The sequence below is a fragment of the Staphylococcus sp. 11262D007BW genome (assembly GCF_053547815.1).
This window is the reverse complement of record NZ_JBPWPJ010000001.1, coordinates 81,222-98,106: the sequence shown is the minus strand read 5'-3', so window position 1 is coordinate 98,106 and position 16,885 is coordinate 81,222. Positions and strand designations below refer to the sequence as shown.

General features: G+C 42.7%; 8 protein-coding genes, 8 tRNA genes and 4 rRNA genes. All 20 read right to left on the bottom strand.

Annotated features, from left to right (window positions below):
* Window positions 1-44: 44 nt before the first annotated feature.
* Window positions 45-1,595, bottom strand: a 16S ribosomal RNA gene (locus tag ACEE93_RS00505).
* A 242-nt stretch (window positions 1,596-1,837) separates the two neighbouring features.
* Window positions 1,838-1,952, bottom strand: a 5S ribosomal RNA gene (gene rrf, locus ACEE93_RS00500).
* Between the two features lie 73 nt (window positions 1,953-2,025).
* Window positions 2,026-4,947 (bottom strand): 23S ribosomal RNA (locus ACEE93_RS00495).
* A 273-nt stretch (window positions 4,948-5,220) separates the two neighbouring features.
* Window positions 5,221-6,771 (bottom strand): 16S ribosomal RNA (locus tag ACEE93_RS00490).
* The 16S, 23S and 5S rRNA genes sit together here with 8 tRNA genes alongside, the layout of an rRNA operon.
* A 126-nt stretch (window positions 6,772-6,897) precedes the next feature.
* A tRNA-Ala gene (locus tag ACEE93_RS00485) sits at window positions 6,898-6,973 on the bottom strand.
* A gap of 12 nt (window positions 6,974-6,985) precedes the next feature.
* A tRNA-Pro gene (locus tag ACEE93_RS00480) sits at window positions 6,986-7,059 on the bottom strand.
* 13 nt (window positions 7,060-7,072) lie between these two features.
* Window positions 7,073-7,146, bottom strand: a tRNA-Arg gene (locus ACEE93_RS00475).
* Between the two features lie 13 nt (window positions 7,147-7,159).
* Window positions 7,160-7,248, bottom strand: a tRNA-Leu gene (locus tag ACEE93_RS00470).
* A 4-nt stretch (window positions 7,249-7,252) separates the two neighbouring features.
* Window positions 7,253-7,327: transfer RNA gene (locus ACEE93_RS00465), tRNA-Gly, on the bottom strand.
* Between the two features lie 16 nt (window positions 7,328-7,343).
* Window positions 7,344-7,419: transfer RNA gene (locus tag ACEE93_RS00460), tRNA-Lys, on the bottom strand.
* Window positions 7,420-7,424: 5 nt separating this feature from the next.
* Window positions 7,425-7,500, bottom strand: a tRNA-Thr gene (locus ACEE93_RS00455).
* A gap of 3 nt (window positions 7,501-7,503) precedes the next feature.
* Window positions 7,504-7,579, bottom strand: a tRNA-Val gene (locus ACEE93_RS00450).
* Window positions 7,580-8,145: 566 nt separating this feature from the next.
* Entirely contained in the window at window positions 8,146-9,633 is a 1,488-nt protein-coding gene (lysS, locus tag ACEE93_RS00445; RefSeq protein WP_449156128.1) for a lysine--tRNA ligase, read from the bottom strand.
* 21 nt (window positions 9,634-9,654) lie between these two features.
* Window positions 9,655-10,650 (bottom strand): tRNA dihydrouridine synthase DusB, encoded by a 996-nt coding sequence (dusB, locus tag ACEE93_RS00440; protein WP_449156129.1) that lies wholly within the window; start codon window positions 10,648-10,650, stop codon window positions 9,655-9,657.
* A gap of 49 nt (window positions 10,651-10,699) precedes the next feature.
* Window positions 10,700-11,176, bottom strand: a complete 477-nt coding sequence (gene folK / locus ACEE93_RS00435) for a 2-amino-4-hydroxy-6-hydroxymethyldihydropteridine diphosphokinase (protein ID WP_449156130.1) — start codon at window positions 11,174-11,176, stop codon at window positions 10,700-10,702.
* Entirely contained in the window at window positions 11,176-11,541 is a 366-nt protein-coding gene (gene folB / locus ACEE93_RS00430) for a dihydroneopterin aldolase (protein WP_449156131.1), read from the bottom strand. The genes folK and folB overlap by 1 nt, the downstream gene beginning before the upstream one ends.
* Complete coding sequence (gene folP, locus ACEE93_RS00425; protein ID WP_449156132.1) at window positions 11,538-12,329, bottom strand: dihydropteroate synthase; 792 nt, start codon at window positions 12,327-12,329, stop codon at window positions 11,538-11,540. The genes folB and folP overlap by 4 nt, the downstream gene beginning before the upstream one ends.
* Window positions 12,330-12,567: 238 nt before the next feature.
* Window positions 12,568-13,497, bottom strand: coding sequence for a cysteine synthase A (cysK, locus tag ACEE93_RS00420; RefSeq protein WP_449156133.1), 930 nt, complete (start codon window positions 13,495-13,497; stop codon window positions 12,568-12,570).
* Window positions 13,498-13,641: 144 nt separating this feature from the next.
* A complete protein-coding gene (gene hslO, locus ACEE93_RS00415) occupies window positions 13,642-14,523 on the bottom strand; it encodes an Hsp33 family molecular chaperone HslO (RefSeq protein ID WP_449156134.1) in 882 nt (293 codons plus the stop codon).
* Window positions 14,524-14,698: 175 nt separating this feature from the next.
* Window positions 14,699-16,771 carry an ATP-dependent zinc metalloprotease FtsH gene (gene ftsH, locus ACEE93_RS00410; protein ID WP_449156135.1) on the bottom strand — a complete coding sequence of 691 codons (2,073 nt, stop codon included), beginning with the start codon at window positions 16,769-16,771 and terminating at the stop codon, window positions 14,699-14,701.
* Window positions 16,772-16,885: the final 114 nt, after the last annotated feature.

Here is a 16,885-nt window from a genome sequence, read left to right as displayed (position 1 = left end):
AATCCGCTTATCACCTGAAGGTGATATTCCGTATATATCCTTAGAAAGGAGGTGATCCAGCCGCACCTTCCGATACGGCTACCTTGTTACGACTTCACCCCAATCATTTGTCCCACCTTCGACGGCTAGCTCCAAATGGTTACTCCACCGGCTTCGGGTGTTACAAACTCTCGTGGTGTGACGGGCGGTGTGTACAAGACCCGGGAACGTATTCACCGTAGCATGCTGATCTACGATTACTAGCGATTCCAGCTTCATGTAGTCGAGTTGCAGACTACAATCCGAACTGAGAACAACTTTATGGGATTTGCTTGACCTCGCGGTTTCGCTGCCCTTTGTATTGTCCATTGTAGCACGTGTGTAGCCCAAATCATAAGGGGCATGATGATTTGACGTCATCCCCACCTTCCTCCGGTTTGTCACCGGCAGTCAACCTAGAGTGCCCAACTTAATGATGGCAACTAAGTTTAAGGGTTGCGCTCGTTGCGGGACTTAACCCAACATCTCACGACACGAGCTGACGACAACCATGCACCACCTGTCACTTTGTCCTCCGAAGAGGAAAACTCTATCTCTAGAGTGATCAAAGGATGTCAAGAATTGGTAAGGTTCTTCGCGTTGCTTCGAATTAAACCACATGCTCCACCGCTTGTGCGGGTCCCCGTCAATTCCTTTGAGTTTCAGTCTTGCGACCGTACTCCCCAGGCGGAGTGCTTAATGCGTTAGCTGCAGCACTAAGGGGCGGAAACCCCCTAACACTTAGCACTCATCGTTTACGGCGTGGACTACCAGGGTATCTAATCCTGTTTGATCCCCACGCTTTCGCACATCAGCGTCAGTTGCAGACCAGAAAGCCGCCTTCGCCACTGGTGTTCCTCCATATCTCTGCGCATTTCACCGCTACACATGGAATTCCACTTTCCTCTTCTGCACTCAAGTTTTCCAGTTTCCAATGACCCTCCACGGTTGAGCCGTGGGCTTTCACATCAGACTTAAAAAACCGCCTACGCGCGCTTTACGCCCAATAATTCCGGATAACGCTTGCCACCTACGTATTACCGCGGCTGCTGGCACGTAGTTAGCCGTGGCTTTCTGGTTAGGTACCGTCAAGAAGTGCACAGTTACTTACACATTTGTTCTTCCCTAACAACAGAGCTTTACGATCCGAAGACCTTCATCACTCACGCGGCGTTGCTCCGTCAGACTTTCGTCCATTGCGGAAGATTCCCTACTGCTGCCTCCCGTAGGAGTCTGGACCGTGTCTCAGTTCCAGTGTGACCGATCACCCTCTCAGGTCGGCTACGCATCGTTGCCTTGGTAAGCCGTTACCTTACCAACTAGCTAATGCGGCGCGGGTCCATCTATAAGTGACAGCAAGACCGTCTTTCACTGTAGAACCATGCGGTTCAACATGTTATCCGGCATTAGCCCCGGTTTCCCGGAGTTATTCCAGTCTTATAGGTAGGTTACCCACGTGTTACTCACCCGTCCGCCGCTAACGTCAAAGGAGCAAGCTCCTCGTCAGTTCGCTCGACTTGCATGTATTAGGCACGCCGCCAGCGTTCATCCTGAGCCAGGATCAAACTCTCCATATTAGAGTAAGCTTGATTTAGCTCATTGATTGATTAAGTCAATCATACTTTAGTGTTTCAACACTATTTTTATCGGAATTAACGTTGACATATTGTCATTCAGTTTTCAATGTTCATGTCTTTCTTTTTTTTGACTCGACAAGAACTAATTATACTTTCTTGTTTATTAGAAGTCAATACTTTTATGTTTTTTTTTCTTTAATTTTTCCAAGAAAAAAATGACCTTATGGTCATAATAAAAGTTTACCTGGCGCCGTCCTACTCTTGCGGAACGTCAGTCCGACTACCATCGGCGCTAAAGAGCTTAACTTCTGTGTTCGGCATGGGAACAGGTGTGACCTCTTTGCCATTGGCACCAGATAAACTTGAATGTATTATACATTCAAAACTAGATAGTAAGTAGATTTTCAAGCAATCGCCTGAGTTATTAAAATTGATTAAGTCTTCGATCGATTAGTATTCGTCAGCTCCACGTATCGCTACGCTTCCACCTCGAACCTATTAACCTCATCATCTTTGAGGGATCTTATAACCGAAGTTGGGAAATCTCATCTCGAGGGGGGCTTCATGCTTAGATGCTTTCAGCACTTATCCCGTCCATACATAGCTACCCAGCTATGCCGTTGGCACGACAACTGGTACACCAGAGGTATGTCCATCCCGGTCCTCTCGTACTAAGGACAGCTCCTCTCAAATTTCCTACGCCCACGACGGATAGGGACCGAACTGTCTCACGACGTTCTGAACCCAGCTCGCGTACCGCTTTAATGGGCGAACAGCCCAACCCTTGGGACCGACTACAGCCCCAGGATGCGATGAGCCGACATCGAGGTGCCAAACCTCCCCGTCGATGTGAACTCTTGGGGGAGATAAGCCTGTTATCCCCGGGGTAGCTTTTATCCGTTGAGCGATGGCCCTTCCATGCGGAACCACCGGATCACTAAGTCCGTCTTTCGACCCTGCTCGACTTGTAGGTCTCGCAGTCAAGCTCCCTTATGCCTTTACACTCTTTGAATGATTTCCAACCATTCTGAGGGAACCTTTGAGCGCCTCCGTTACACTTTAGGAGGCGACCGCCCCAGTCAAACTGCCCGCCTGACACTGTCTTCCAGCACGATCAGTGCTGCGAGTTAGAAATCCAATACAATTAGGGTAGTATCCCACCAATGCCTCCACGTAAGCTAGCGCTCACGCTTCTAAGGCTCCTACCTATCCTGTACAAACTGTACCGAATTTCAATATCAGGCTACAGTAAAGCTCCACGGGGTCTTTCCGTCCTGTCGCGGGTAACCGGCATCTTCACCGGTACTATGATTTCACCGAGTCTCTCGTTGAGACAGTGCCCAAATCGTTACGCCTTTCGTGCGGGTCGGAACTTACCCGACAAGGAATTTCGCTACCTTAGGACCGTTATAGTTACGGCCGCCGTTTACTGGGGCTTCGATTCGTGGCTTCGCAGAAGCTAACCACTCCTCTTAACCTTCCAGCACCGGGCAGGCGTCAGCCCCTATACATCACCTTACGGTTTAGCAGAGACCTGTGTTTTTGATAAACAGTCGCTTGGGCCTATTCACTGCGGCTCTTCGGAGCGTGAACCCCAAAGAGCACCCCTTCTCCCGAAGTTACGGGGTCATTTTGCCGAGTTCCTTAACGAGAGTTCGCTCGCTCACCTTAGAATTCTCATCTTGACTACCTGTGTCGGTTTGCGGTACGGGCACCAAATATCTAGCTAGAGGCTTTTCTCGGCAGTGTGAAATCAACGACTCGAGGAAACAATTTCCTCTCCCCATCACAGCCTGACCTTACGAGTGCCGGATTTGCCTAACACTCAGTCTCACTGCTTGGACGTGCACTCCAACAGCACGCTTCGCCTATCCTACTGCGTCCCCCCATCGCTTAAAACGATTGTTGGTGGTACAGGAATATCAACCTGTTATCCATCGCCTACGCCTATCGGCCTCAGTTTAGGACCCGACTAACCCAGAGCGGACGAGCCTTCCTCTGGAAACCTTAGTCAATCGGTGGACGGGATTCTCACCCGTCTTTCGCTACTCACACCGGCATTCTCACTTCTAAGCGCTCCACATGTCCTTGCGATCATGCTTCACCGCCCTTAGAACGCTCTCCTACCATTGTCCAAAGGACAATCCACAGCTTCGGTAATATGTTTAGCCCCGGTACATTTTCGGCGCAGTGTCACTCGACTAGTGAGCTATTACGCACTCTTTAAATGATGGCTGCTTCTAAGCCAACATCCTAGTTGTCTGGGCAACGCCACATCCTTTTCCACTTAACATATATTTTGGGACCTTAGCTGGTGGTCTGGGCTGTTTCCCTTTCGAACATGGATCTTATCACCCACGTTCTGACTCCCAAGTTAAATTATTTGGCATTCGGAGTTTGTCTGAATTCGGTAACCCGAGAGGGGCCCCTCGTCCAAACAGTGCTCTACCTCCAATAATCATCACTTGAGGCTAGCCCTAAAGCTATTTCGGAGAGAACCAGCTATCTCCAAGTTCGATTGGAATTTCTCCGCTACCCTCAGTTCATCCGCTCACTTTTCAACGTAAGTCGGTTCGGTCCTCCATTCAGTGTTACCTGAACTTCAACCTGACCAAGGGTAGATCACCTGGTTTCGGGTCTACGACCAAATACTCATTCGCCCTATTCAGACTCGCTTTCGCTACGGCTCCACATTTCCTGCTTAACCTTGCATCAGATCGTAACTCGCCGGTTCATTCTACAAAAGGCACGCCATCACCCATTAACGGGCTCTGACTACTTGTAAGCACACGGTTTCAAGTTCTCTTTCACTCCCCTTCCGGGGTACTTTTCACCTTTCCCTCACGGTACTGGTTCACTATCGGTCACTAGAGAGTATTTAGCCTTGGGAGATGGTCCTCCCAGATTCCGACGGAATTTCACGTGCTCCGTCGTACTCAGGATCCACTCAAGAGAGAATCAGCTTTCGACTACAGGATTGTTACCTTCTTTGATTAACCTTTCCAGGTTATTCGTCTAACTCATTCTTTTGTAACTCCATAAGAGTGTCCTACAACCCCAACAAGCAAGCTTGTTGGTTTGGGCTCTTCCCGTTTCGCTCGCCGCTACTCAGGGAATCGATTTTTCTTTCTCTTCCTCCGGGTACTAAGATGTTTCAGTTCTCCGGGTCTACCTTCTCATGTGCTATGAATTCACACATGGATAACACGACATGACTCGTGCTGGGTTTCCCCATTCGGAAATCTCTGGATCACAGCTTACTTACAGCTCCCCAAAGCATATCGTCGTTAGTAACGTCCTTCTTCGGCTTCTAGTGCCAAGGCATTCACCGTGCGCCCTTAATAACTTAATCTAGACGTTCTGATAAACGCTTGCATTCTATCAATGCCAAACGTTACCATCACCAGTTATTAATTATGTGAGTCGTTTTTCAACGACTAGCGATAATTGTTTGTTTCAAGCGTTCGCTTGTAACTCGGTTTTTGCTTGGTAAAATCTATACTTACTTATCTAGTTTTCAATGTACAATCATGAATCCTCATTAATATGAACATTCAAAACTGAATACAATATGTCACGTTAATCCGCTTATCACCTGAAGGTGATATTCCGTATATATCCTTAGAAAGGAGGTGATCCAGCCGCACCTTCCGATACGGCTACCTTGTTACGACTTCACCCCAATCATTTGTCCCACCTTCGACGGCTAGCTCCAAATGGTTACTCCACCGGCTTCGGGTGTTACAAACTCTCGTGGTGTGACGGGCGGTGTGTACAAGACCCGGGAACGTATTCACCGTAGCATGCTGATCTACGATTACTAGCGATTCCAGCTTCATGTAGTCGAGTTGCAGACTACAATCCGAACTGAGAACAACTTTATGGGATTTGCTTGACCTCGCGGTTTCGCTGCCCTTTGTATTGTCCATTGTAGCACGTGTGTAGCCCAAATCATAAGGGGCATGATGATTTGACGTCATCCCCACCTTCCTCCGGTTTGTCACCGGCAGTCAACCTAGAGTGCCCAACTTAATGATGGCAACTAAGTTTAAGGGTTGCGCTCGTTGCGGGACTTAACCCAACATCTCACGACACGAGCTGACGACAACCATGCACCACCTGTCACTTTGTCCTCCGAAGAGGAAAACTCTATCTCTAGAGTGATCAAAGGATGTCAAGAATTGGTAAGGTTCTTCGCGTTGCTTCGAATTAAACCACATGCTCCACCGCTTGTGCGGGTCCCCGTCAATTCCTTTGAGTTTCAGTCTTGCGACCGTACTCCCCAGGCGGAGTGCTTAATGCGTTAGCTGCAGCACTAAGGGGCGGAAACCCCCTAACACTTAGCACTCATCGTTTACGGCGTGGACTACCAGGGTATCTAATCCTGTTTGATCCCCACGCTTTCGCACATCAGCGTCAGTTGCAGACCAGAAAGCCGCCTTCGCCACTGGTGTTCCTCCATATCTCTGCGCATTTCACCGCTACACATGGAATTCCACTTTCCTCTTCTGCACTCAAGTTTTCCAGTTTCCAATGACCCTCCACGGTTGAGCCGTGGGCTTTCACATCAGACTTAAAAAACCGCCTACGCGCGCTTTACGCCCAATAATTCCGGATAACGCTTGCCACCTACGTATTACCGCGGCTGCTGGCACGTAGTTAGCCGTGGCTTTCTGGTTAGGTACCGTCAAGAAGTGCACAGTTACTTACACATTTGTTCTTCCCTAACAACAGAGCTTTACGATCCGAAGACCTTCATCACTCACGCGGCGTTGCTCCGTCAGACTTTCGTCCATTGCGGAAGATTCCCTACTGCTGCCTCCCGTAGGAGTCTGGACCGTGTCTCAGTTCCAGTGTGGCCGATCACCCTCTCAGGTCGGCTACGCATCGTTGCCTTGGTAAGCCGTTACCTTACCAACTAGCTAATGCGGCGCGGGTCCATCTATAAGTGACAGCAAGACCGTCTTTCACTGTAGAACCATGCGGTTCAACATGTTATCCGGCATTAGCCCCGGTTTCCCGGAGTTATTCCAGTCTTATAGGTAGGTTACCCACGTGTTACTCACCCGTCCGCCGCTAACGTCAAAGGAGCAAGCTCCTCGTCAGTTCGCTCGACTTGCATGTATTAGGCACGCCGCCAGCGTTCATCCTGAGCCAGGATCAAACTCTCCATATTAGAGTAAGCTTGATTTAGCTCATTGATTGATTAAGTCAATCATACTTTAGTGTTTCAACACTATTTTATCGGAATTAACGTTGACATATTGTCATTCAGTTTTCAATGTTCATCTTAAAATTAAAATGGTGGAGACTAGCGGGATCGAACCGCTGACCTCCTGCGTGCAAAGCAGGCGCTCTCCCAGCTGAGCTAAGCCCCCATTTTTCAAGAGTCGGGAAGACAGGATTCGAACCTGCGACCCCTTGGTCCCAAACCAAGTGCTCTACCAAGCTGAGCTACTTCCCGATATTTGATTGAACGCGCCCGATAGGAGTCGAACCCATAGCCTTTTGATCCGTAGTCAAACGCTCTATCCAGTTGAGCTACGGGCGCATATTAGTAAAGATGGTGCCGAGGACCGGAATCGAACCGGTACGGTGATCTCTCACCGCAGGATTTTAAGTCCTGTGCGTCTGCCAGTTCCGCCACCCCGGCATAATGGAGCAGAAGACGGGATTCGAACCCGCGACCCCGACCTTGGCAAGGTCGTATTCTACCGCTGAACTACTTCTGCATATTATAATGGACGATGGTGAGCCATAGAGGATTCGAACCTCTGACCCTCTGATTAAAAGTCAGATGCTCTACCAACTGAGCTAATGGCTCAAAGATGGTGCCGGCCAGAGGGCTTGAACCCCCAACCTACTGATTACAAGTCAGTTGCTCTACCAGTTGAGCTAGGCCGGCGAATGGTGGAGAATGACGGGTTCGAACCGCCGACCCTCTGCTTGTAAGGCAGATGCTCTCCCAGCTGAGCTAATTCTCCATTCGTTTGTATTTAAGTATTTTTTTCAGTTACCTTTTTATATTACTATGTATTTCAAAGGTTTGCAATAGTCAATTTTACACTATGTCGTTTCGTTCGCTTTGTTATATTTCCTATCAAAGTGACGACCTTTTATATATTACATGATACCTGAAATAAAGTCAACTACTTTTTAAAACTTTTTTAAGACTGTAGTATTCATATCGCATCTCTGCGCTTTGTGTACTTGAACTATTGTAAATCTTTTCCCTGTAAATAGCAAGCCTTTTTTTACATTAAATTTAATTTTTTTATTTGCGCTTAAAATACCTTAATCATCTACATAGAGATACCCAATGTTTTACGCATAGTATTAAGTGCTTCTTCAATACTTAAAAGTTAGCAACTAGCCACATCTTCATAAATTTCTTGCTTATTTAATCTGGTTATATCACTCATAAGGCAATCTAACGCTGGAAACTCGAAATTCACCTGAAACATCTATCAAAAAGAGTTCAAGTTGATAGTACTTCACTGTACTACATTACTTGAACTCTAATAATTTAAATCTCAATTTAGATCTCGGATTATTTTTGTCTCATATATGGGAATAATAAGACGTCACGAATAGATGGTGAATTCGTTAATAGCATGACAAGACGGTCAATACCAATACCTAATCCTCCTGTTGGTGGCATACCATATTCTAATGCTTCTAAGAAATCTTCATCCATTTCATGCGCTTCATCGTTACCTTGTTCCTTCTCAACTAATTGCGCTTCGAAACGTTCACGTTGATCAATTGGGTCATTTAACTCTGTGAATGCATTCGCATGTTCACGACCTACGATGAATAACTCAAAACGGTCCGTAAAACGTGGGTCATCAGGATTTTTCTTAGCTAATGGTGAAATTTCAATTGGATGACCATAAATGAATGTAGGTTGAATTAATGTCTCTTCAACTTTTTGTTCGAAAAATTCATTTAAAATATGGCCATATTTCATATTAGCGTCTACTTCAATACCGTGTTGTTTAGCTAATTCATGTGCTTCTTCATCTGATTGTACCTCAAAGAAGTCAACGCCTGTTGCTTCCTTAACAGCATCTACCATATGAAGTCTTCTCCATTTAGGTTCTAAATTAATTGTATCTTCACCGTATTGAATAGTAGTTGTACCTAATACTTCACGTGAAATATGCGCAACTAGAGACTCTGTTAAGTCCATAATATCTTTATAGTCTGCATAAGCTTCGTATAATTCAATCATCGTAAATTCTGGGTTATGGCGTGTTGACACACCTTCGTTACGGAAAACACGGCCAATTTCATATACTTTTTCTAATCCACCGACGATTAATCGTTTTAAATGGAGTTCGATGGCAATACGCATATATAATGTGGCATCTAAAGCATTATGATGCGTAACGAATGGACGAGCAGCTGCTCCCCCAGCAATTTGATGCATCATAGGTGTTTCAACTTCTAAATAACCTTTACTATTAAGGTATTTACGCATTTCTTGTAAAATACGGCTACGGTTGATAAATGTTTCCGTACTTTCATCGTTTGTAATAAGGTCTAAATAACGTTGACGATAACGTTGCTCAATATCTTGTAAACCATGATGCTTATCTGGTAACGGGCGCAATGCTTTAGATAACATTGTGAAAGATTTTGCTTTTACAGAAATTTCACCTGTGTTTGTTTTGAACATGACACCTTCTATACCTACGATGTCACCTAAATCTGCACTTTTCCATAAACTAAATTGTTCTTCGCCAACTTGGTCTTTACGTACATAAATTTGAATTTGACCTGTTACATCTTTAATATGCGCGAATCCTGCTTTACCTTTACCGCGTTTAGTCATTAAACGGCCTGCAATGACAGTTTTACTTTCATCTTCTTTGTCTGCTAGCTCTTCTTTGCTAAACTGATCCCATTCATTAATTAATGTAGCAGCATCGCTTGTGCGTTCGAATCTTTCACCAAAAGGATCAATACCAAGATCATATAATTCCTGTAATTTTTGATGACGCACTTGCATTTGATCGTTCATTTCTTCAGTCATACTTTGACGCTCCTTTATCTTTTATACTTCAACTTTTGAATTAACTGCTGAGGCTTCCTTACGAAACTCAGTCAATATGTTAGTCATTTCCGCTTCTGTTTCAGCTTGATTTAATGCTTTACGCGCTTTTCCATTGCCACGTATACCCTTGAGGTACCACGAAGCATGTTTGCGCATTTCCATAACGCCTACTTTTTCACCTTTTAATTCTACTAATCGACGTAAATGTAATAAAGCGATATCAATTTTTTCTTCTACTGTCGGTTCGTCTATCAACTCACCTGTTTCTAAATAATGCACTGTTCTGTAAATCATCCAAGGGTTACCTAATGCTTCACGGCCAATCATCACCGCATCAACCCCTGTTTCTTCTAACATTTTTTCAGCTAATTCTGGACTTGTGACATCTCCATTACCAATAACAGGAATATTGACCGCTTCTTTAACTTGGCGAATGATATCCCAATCTGCTTGACCTTCATACATTTGAACGCGTGTACGTCCATGTAATGAAATCGCAGCAGCGCCTGCTCTTTCAGCTGCTTTTGCATTTTCTACAGCATAAATATGGTCATCATCCCAGCCAATTCTCATTTTACAAGTGACAGGTTTTTTCACTCGTTCAGTGACCGCAGAAACCATTTCGTATATTTTATTTGGGTCTAATAACCAACGTGCCCCAGCTTCACATCGAATAATTTTAGAAACAGGGCAACCCATATTAATATCGATAATATCAGCTGTCGTATTTTGATCGACATACTCGGCTGCTTCAACAAGCGTTTCTTTTTCTCCACCAAAAATTTGTAAGGATAACGGTCGCTCATTCTCATCAATGTATAACATTTTCATTGTTTTTGGATTGTTAAATAAAATGGCCTTATCGCTAACCATTTCTGCACAAACTAAACCAGCTCCAAATTCTTTAACTGTTAATCTGAATGCTGAATTACATACACCTGCCATTGGTGCTAAAACAACTCGATTTTCTATTTCAACATCTCCAATTTTCCACATTGTGTGGTTCCTCCAATCAATTAGGATTTGTCATTTGGATATATGGCATTTAATGGTATCTTACTACAGAATCATCAGGTTGCACCAGTGTGCGAATCGATTTTTGCGTTCTTGGTTCTATTTGATTTGGTGCGATATCATTTAAAGGTATCATTACAAAAGCACGCTCTGTCATGCGTGGATGCGGAACAATTAAGTCAGGTTCTTCGATAATGTCTGTTCCGAATAACAAAATATCAATATCTATCGTTCTAGGTCCCCATCTTTCCTTACGTACGCGATGTAATTGCTGTTCAATCTCTAAACAATGATTCAACAATGCTTTTGGAGCTAATGTTGTTTGAATATGCACACATATGTTCAAAAAGTCAGGTTGCTCCACATAGCCTACAGGTTTAGTTTCATAGATTGGGGAGACTTCTTTTACAGTAATGCCTTCTCTATGATTTAATTGGTCGATAGCATCGTTTAATTGATCTTCTCTTTGGCCAATATTACTTCCTAAACTAAGATATACATCTTTCATTATGCTTTCTCCCTTGTAATTTCAACGCCTACACCGTCATAATAGCCAGGTATAGGTGGATTTTTCTTAGTAATTTTAACTTTTGTTGCCATTACACGATTATAGTGTGTATTTATACGCTTTGCAATACGTTCAGCGAGATGCTCAAGTAAATGAACAGGCTCATCTAACATAATCGCTTTGACATCTTCATACACTTCTCCATAATGCACAGTATCTTCTACCATATCTGATTCTCCTGCTTCTCTTAAATCAACCTTCATTTCGATATCCACTAAAAAAATTTGACCAATTTCATTTTCTGCAGGTAGCGCACCATGATAAGCATAAAATTCTAATCCATTTAAAAAGATTTTATCACTCATTTTTGATTTCCTTTCAAACTGTCTGTTGCTTTAGCCACTCTAGCGTTCATCAACACGTTATGCACACGCACACCGTCAACACCTTTCATAATACCATAAGCTGTGGTTGCGGCTGTCGCTTCATCGCGTTCACTTACTTTTGAGTCGCCACCTAATATATCATTAATAAAGCGTTTTCGACTTGTCGCTAACATTACTTTATAGTCTGTCGCTACAAGTTCATCTAAACGGGCCATAACTTCTCTTTCTTCTTCTCTTGATTTCGCAAATCCTATACCTGGATCAAGCCATATTTTGTCATGTTTCACACCAACACGTTCAGCTTGATGGGCTTGTTTCAATAACATAACAATCATTTCATCCATGACTGGTTCGTCGCGTTGGCCATCTCCGTTATGCATTAAAATTAAAGAGGCATCATAACGCGCTACGACTTCAAAAATATCAGGGTCGTACAATCCTGCCCATTGATCATTAATAATTGTCGCACCGGCTTTAAGTGCTGCTTCTGCGACTTCACTTCGAAAAGTGTCAACTGAAATCTCCGCCTTAATATCGAGATCTCTCAACGCCTCTACAACAGGAATCACCCGTTCCAATTCTTCTTCAACTGCAACATCTTCATGACCAGGTCGTGTTGATACACCACCTACATCAATAATATGTGCCCCCTCTTCAATCATTTCCTTCACGTGTGCCACCGCTCGTTCAACATCATTATAACGATTGCCATCAGAAAATGAATCCGGGGTTACATTTAAGATACCCATAATTTGAGTTGGTTGCATTTAAAGTCATCCTCTCCATCTATCACTGAATCATTCATTTTTAAGAACTTGAATAGTTTTATTATATCAAATTCACACTCAAAATATTGTATAAACCTTTGTGAATAAGAAATTAGCGCAACCCCCATGCTTCACAACCCCTAATTAACGTAAAAAACTGAGATGATGATAGCATGATCCTTTAATGCATAAAATCATTCCATCTCATCTCAGTTTCTTTTACAAGCTCATCAACGCTTTATTCAAAATTATATAGTGGTGTTGATAAGTAACGTTCACCATTACTTGGTAATACTGTTACAACTGTTTTACCTTTACCTAGTTCTTTCGCTTTTTGGATTGCAGCATAAATTGCAGCTCCTGAAGAAATTCCGCCTAGAATACCTTCTTCTTTTGCGACACGGCGAGACGTTTCCATTGCCGTCTCATTTCCGACTTTAATCACTTCACCATAAATGTCAGTATCTAACGTTTCAGGCACAAATCCTGCACCTAGACCTTGTAATTTATGTGGACCTGGTTCGCCACCGCTTAACACTGGTGAATCTTCAGGCTCAATAGCCACGATTTGAATATCTGGGTAAGTTTCTTTTAATACTTTTCCTGCACCTGATAATGTGCCTCCAGTACCGACACCTGCTAAGAAAGCATCAATTGTTTTACCTTCAAATTGTTCAACAAGTTCTGGACCTGTTGTTAATTCGTGTACTTTAGGGTTCGCGAAGTTTTCGAATTGTTGAGGTTCAAAATAGCCACGCTCTTCTTTAAGCTCTTTTGCTTTTTTAATAGCACCTTTCATTGCTTCTGCACCTGGTGTTAACACAACTTCAGCACCATAAGCTTTTAATAAATTACGTCTTTCAACACTCATTGTTTCAGGCATTGTAAATACAGCTTTGTATCCTTTTGCTGCACATACAAAGGCTAAACCAATTCCTGTGTTACCACTAGTTGGTTCCACAATAGTGTCGCCTGGTTTAATTTTTCCATCTTTTTCAGCTTGTTCTATCATTGCAAGCGCAATACGATCTTTAACTGAGCCAGCAGGATTTTGATATTCTAATTTTACATAGATATCAGCTGCGTCCTCATCAGATTGGTGACGTAATTTAACGACTGGCGTTTGTCCAATTAATTCAGTAATATTTTCAACAGGTTTTTGTGCCATAATATCTAACCTCACTTCATTTATATTCTTAGTTATAATCTCGGATATAAATACAGTTTAACATTTTTCAGACAATTTCAAAAGCATATGCCTCTATTCCTTACTGTCCCCATTTAGCAGCATTGCCTTAAATAGCGCGCTACACTATGGGAGTTGTGACTTTAATGCTTCTAATTCAGCTTCAGAAAATTGGTATTTTGCACGACAGAAATGACATTCCGCTTCTGCACCATGATCTTCTTTAATCATACTGTCAATTTCAGCTTCACCTAATCCTTTGAGTGCATTTAAAAATTTATCATGACCACAATTACATTCAAATTCAGCTGGAATGGTTTCTAAAATCGTGACATTATCTTCTCCTAGAATCTCAGTTAACATTTCTTCTGGTGTTAAGCCATCATCAATCATCTTAGATACCGGGTCCATATTTTGAATGGCTGATTCAAGTTGATTAATCGTTTCTTCTTTAGCTCCTGGCATCACTTGGATAATAAATCCTCCTGAAGCTTTTATTGAATTATCTGGGTTAACGAGTACCCCAACACCGACTGAAGAAGGGACTTGTTCACTATTTGCAAAATAATACGTAAAGTCTTCTCCTAATTCTCCTGAGACAATCGGACTATTTCCTGTGTAATAATCTTTCATGCCAACATCTTTTACAACATTAATTGCACCATTCGTACCTACTGCACGACGGACGTCTAATTTGCCTTGTTGGTTAAGCGCAAAATGCGTTTGTGGATTTGTAACATAACCTCTGACACGGCCTTTCGCGTCCGCATCTGCGATAATTTTACCAATTGGGCCATCCCCATCGACAGTCACTGTTAATTTTTGATCACCTTTTAACATCGCACCCATCATTAATGTTGCTGTCATTGTACGACCTAATGCAGCCGATGCTGTCGGCCATGTATAATGTCTTGTTTGCGCTTCTTGAATGGTATCTGTCGTTTTAGCACTATATGCACGGATTTCGCCATTAAAAGCCAGCGCTTTAACAATATAATCTTGCGTCATATATAATCCTCCTTATAATTTACAGTTGATTTACTGATCATGACTAGTCTACGTTGATTCATCATAACCACATCCTTAAAATGATACAACTAAAATGGACTATCGTTATCATACATCTTCATAAAAAAGAGGTTTTGTACCTCCTTCATGGAACATACAAAACCTCTTTCTTTATTTATGATTGACGTGGGTCGTCTTCGCCAGGACGATCGATATCTGGTTTACCTTCATATCCTGTTGTATCCTCTTCTGTTGAATCAGATTCTTCTTCCTGTTCTGTACGACCACCATGACTACGTTCTGTTAACTCTTCTTGTTCACGACGGATTTCATCATATGATTTACCATATTTACCATCTTGGAAACCGTCTTTATCGCCATGGTCTACAACTTTCGCTTCATCATAATTCACAACTGGTAAATGACCTTCGTGGAATAATGATTGAATTTGTTCTGCAACCAATGTTTCTTCAGTTAATAAGGTTTCAGCTATTAAGCGTAATTGTGACTCATGTTCAAGTAAGATTTGTTTACAACGCTCATATTGTTCTTTAATAATACGTTGTACCTCTTTGTCAATTTCAAAAGCAATTTGACCAGAGTATTCTGGGTCACCAGACATGTCTTTACCTAAGAAGACTTGTCCGCCACCGCCATTTGAGAATTGTAATGGTCCTAATTTTTTACTCATACCGTATTCTGTAACCATTTCGCGCGCAATTTTCGTTGCACGTTCAAAGTCATTTGAGGCACCTGTAGATACTTCATTAAAGATAATATCTTCAGCTACACGACCACCTAATAGTCCACAAATCTTATCTAGTAATTCTGGCTCTGTCATTAAGAAACGGTCCTGTTTAGGTAACATCATCGCATAACCGCCCGCTTGACCACGTGGTACGATTGTAACCTTATGTACCACTTCGGCTTCATCAAGTACCATACCAATGACTGTATGTCCTGATTCATGGTGTGCTACGATATTACGTTCTTTTTCAGAAATAACACGAGATTTTTTAGCTGGACCTGCAATGACACGGTCTGTTGCTTCTTCGATATCTCGCATATCGACTTTTTTCTTATCACTTCTTGCAGCAATTAAAGTTGCCTCATTAAGTAAGTTTTCTAAATCGGCACCTGAGAATCCTGGTGTACGTTGCGCAATCGCTTTTAAGTCTACCGTTTCATCAAGTGGTTTATTTTTAGCATGAACATGTAAGATCGCTTCACGTCCTTTAACATCTGGACGACCTACTTGAATTTGACGGTCAAAACGACCCGGACGTAATAAGGCAGGGTCTAAAATGTCAGGACGGTTTGTAGCGGCAATCATAATGATGCCTTCATTTTCACCAAAGCCATCCATTTCAACAAGCAATTGGTTTAATGTTTGTTCACGTTCATCGTGTCCGCCACCGACACCGGCACCACGTTGACGACCTACAGCATCGATCTCATCAATAAATATAATACATGGCGCATTTTTCTTCGCATTTTCAAATAAGTCACGTACACGGCTCGCACCAACACCGACGAACATCTCAACGAAGTCAGAACCACTGATTGAGAAGAATGGGACGCCTGCTTCACCTGCTACTGCACGCGCAATTAATGTTTTACCTGTACCTGGAGGGCCTACTAATAAGACACCTTTAGGAATACGTGAACCCATTTGTTTAAATTTATTATTATCTTTTAAGAAGTCCACTATTTCGATTAATTCTTGTTTCTCTTCGTCTGCACCAGCAACATCTGAGAAACGCACGCGGCCTTTTTGACTATCGTACATCTTAGCTTTGGATTTACCAAAGTTCATCATACGACCGCCACCGCCGCCACCTTGTGCTTGGCTTAAGAAGAACATGAACAGTAGTGCAATCACTACAATTGGAATAAGCGTCGTAAGAATACTTAAGAATACGCTTTGACCTTCTTCTTCTTTAATTGTAAAGTCTAATCCATCTTGGTTTTTGGCTGCATCTGTTACTTGTTCAAGCTCTTTGCTATTGTTGAACAATATTGTTGAAGCATAATCGTCATCGTTTTGTAACTTACCACTCACTTTATACACATTATTATCCGGCTGAATCTCTAAAGATTTCAATTCACCGTCTTCTAAATTCTGCATAAATTGGTTATAAGTTAACTCTTTAGGTACATTTCCATTGCCGTTAATCCATGAAAATAACCCAAATATCACAACGCCGATAATCGCTATAAACAGCACATTACGAAAAGCTTTCTGCATGCGTCGTTTCCTCCTACTTCAAATATAAAACTAATAAAAATTTTACCATAATACGAATATAACTGGCTAGTAATTGACCTTTATACAGTTTGATACTACTCAATTAAAATCACG

What these genes read in the sequence shown, in the direction of transcription:
- dusB (WP_449156129.1), bottom strand. Translation starts at nt 10,650, where the DNA reads ATGTGGAAAATTGGAGATGTTGAAATAGAAAATCGAGTTGTTTTAGCA.
- folK (WP_449156130.1), bottom strand. Translation starts at nt 11,176, where the DNA reads ATGAAAGATGTATATCTTAGTTTAGGAAGTAATATTGGCCAAAGAGAA.
- folP (WP_449156132.1), bottom strand. Translation starts at nt 12,329, where the DNA reads ATGCAACCAACTCAAATTATGGGTATCTTAAATGTAACCCCGGATTCA.
- folB (WP_449156131.1), bottom strand. Translation starts at nt 11,541, where the DNA reads ATGAGTGATAAAATCTTTTTAAATGGATTAGAATTTTATGCTTATCAT.
- hslO (WP_449156134.1), bottom strand. Translation starts at nt 14,523, where the DNA reads ATGACGCAAGATTATATTGTTAAAGCGCTGGCTTTTAATGGCGAAATC.
- lysS (WP_449156128.1), bottom strand. Translation starts at nt 9,633, where the DNA reads ATGACTGAAGAAATGAACGATCAAATGCAAGTGCGTCATCAAAAATTA.
- cysK (WP_449156133.1), bottom strand. Translation starts at nt 13,497, where the DNA reads ATGGCACAAAAACCTGTTGAAAATATTACTGAATTAATTGGACAAACG.
- ftsH (WP_449156135.1), bottom strand. Translation starts at nt 16,771, where the DNA reads ATGCAGAAAGCTTTTCGTAATGTGCTGTTTATAGCGATTATCGGCGTT.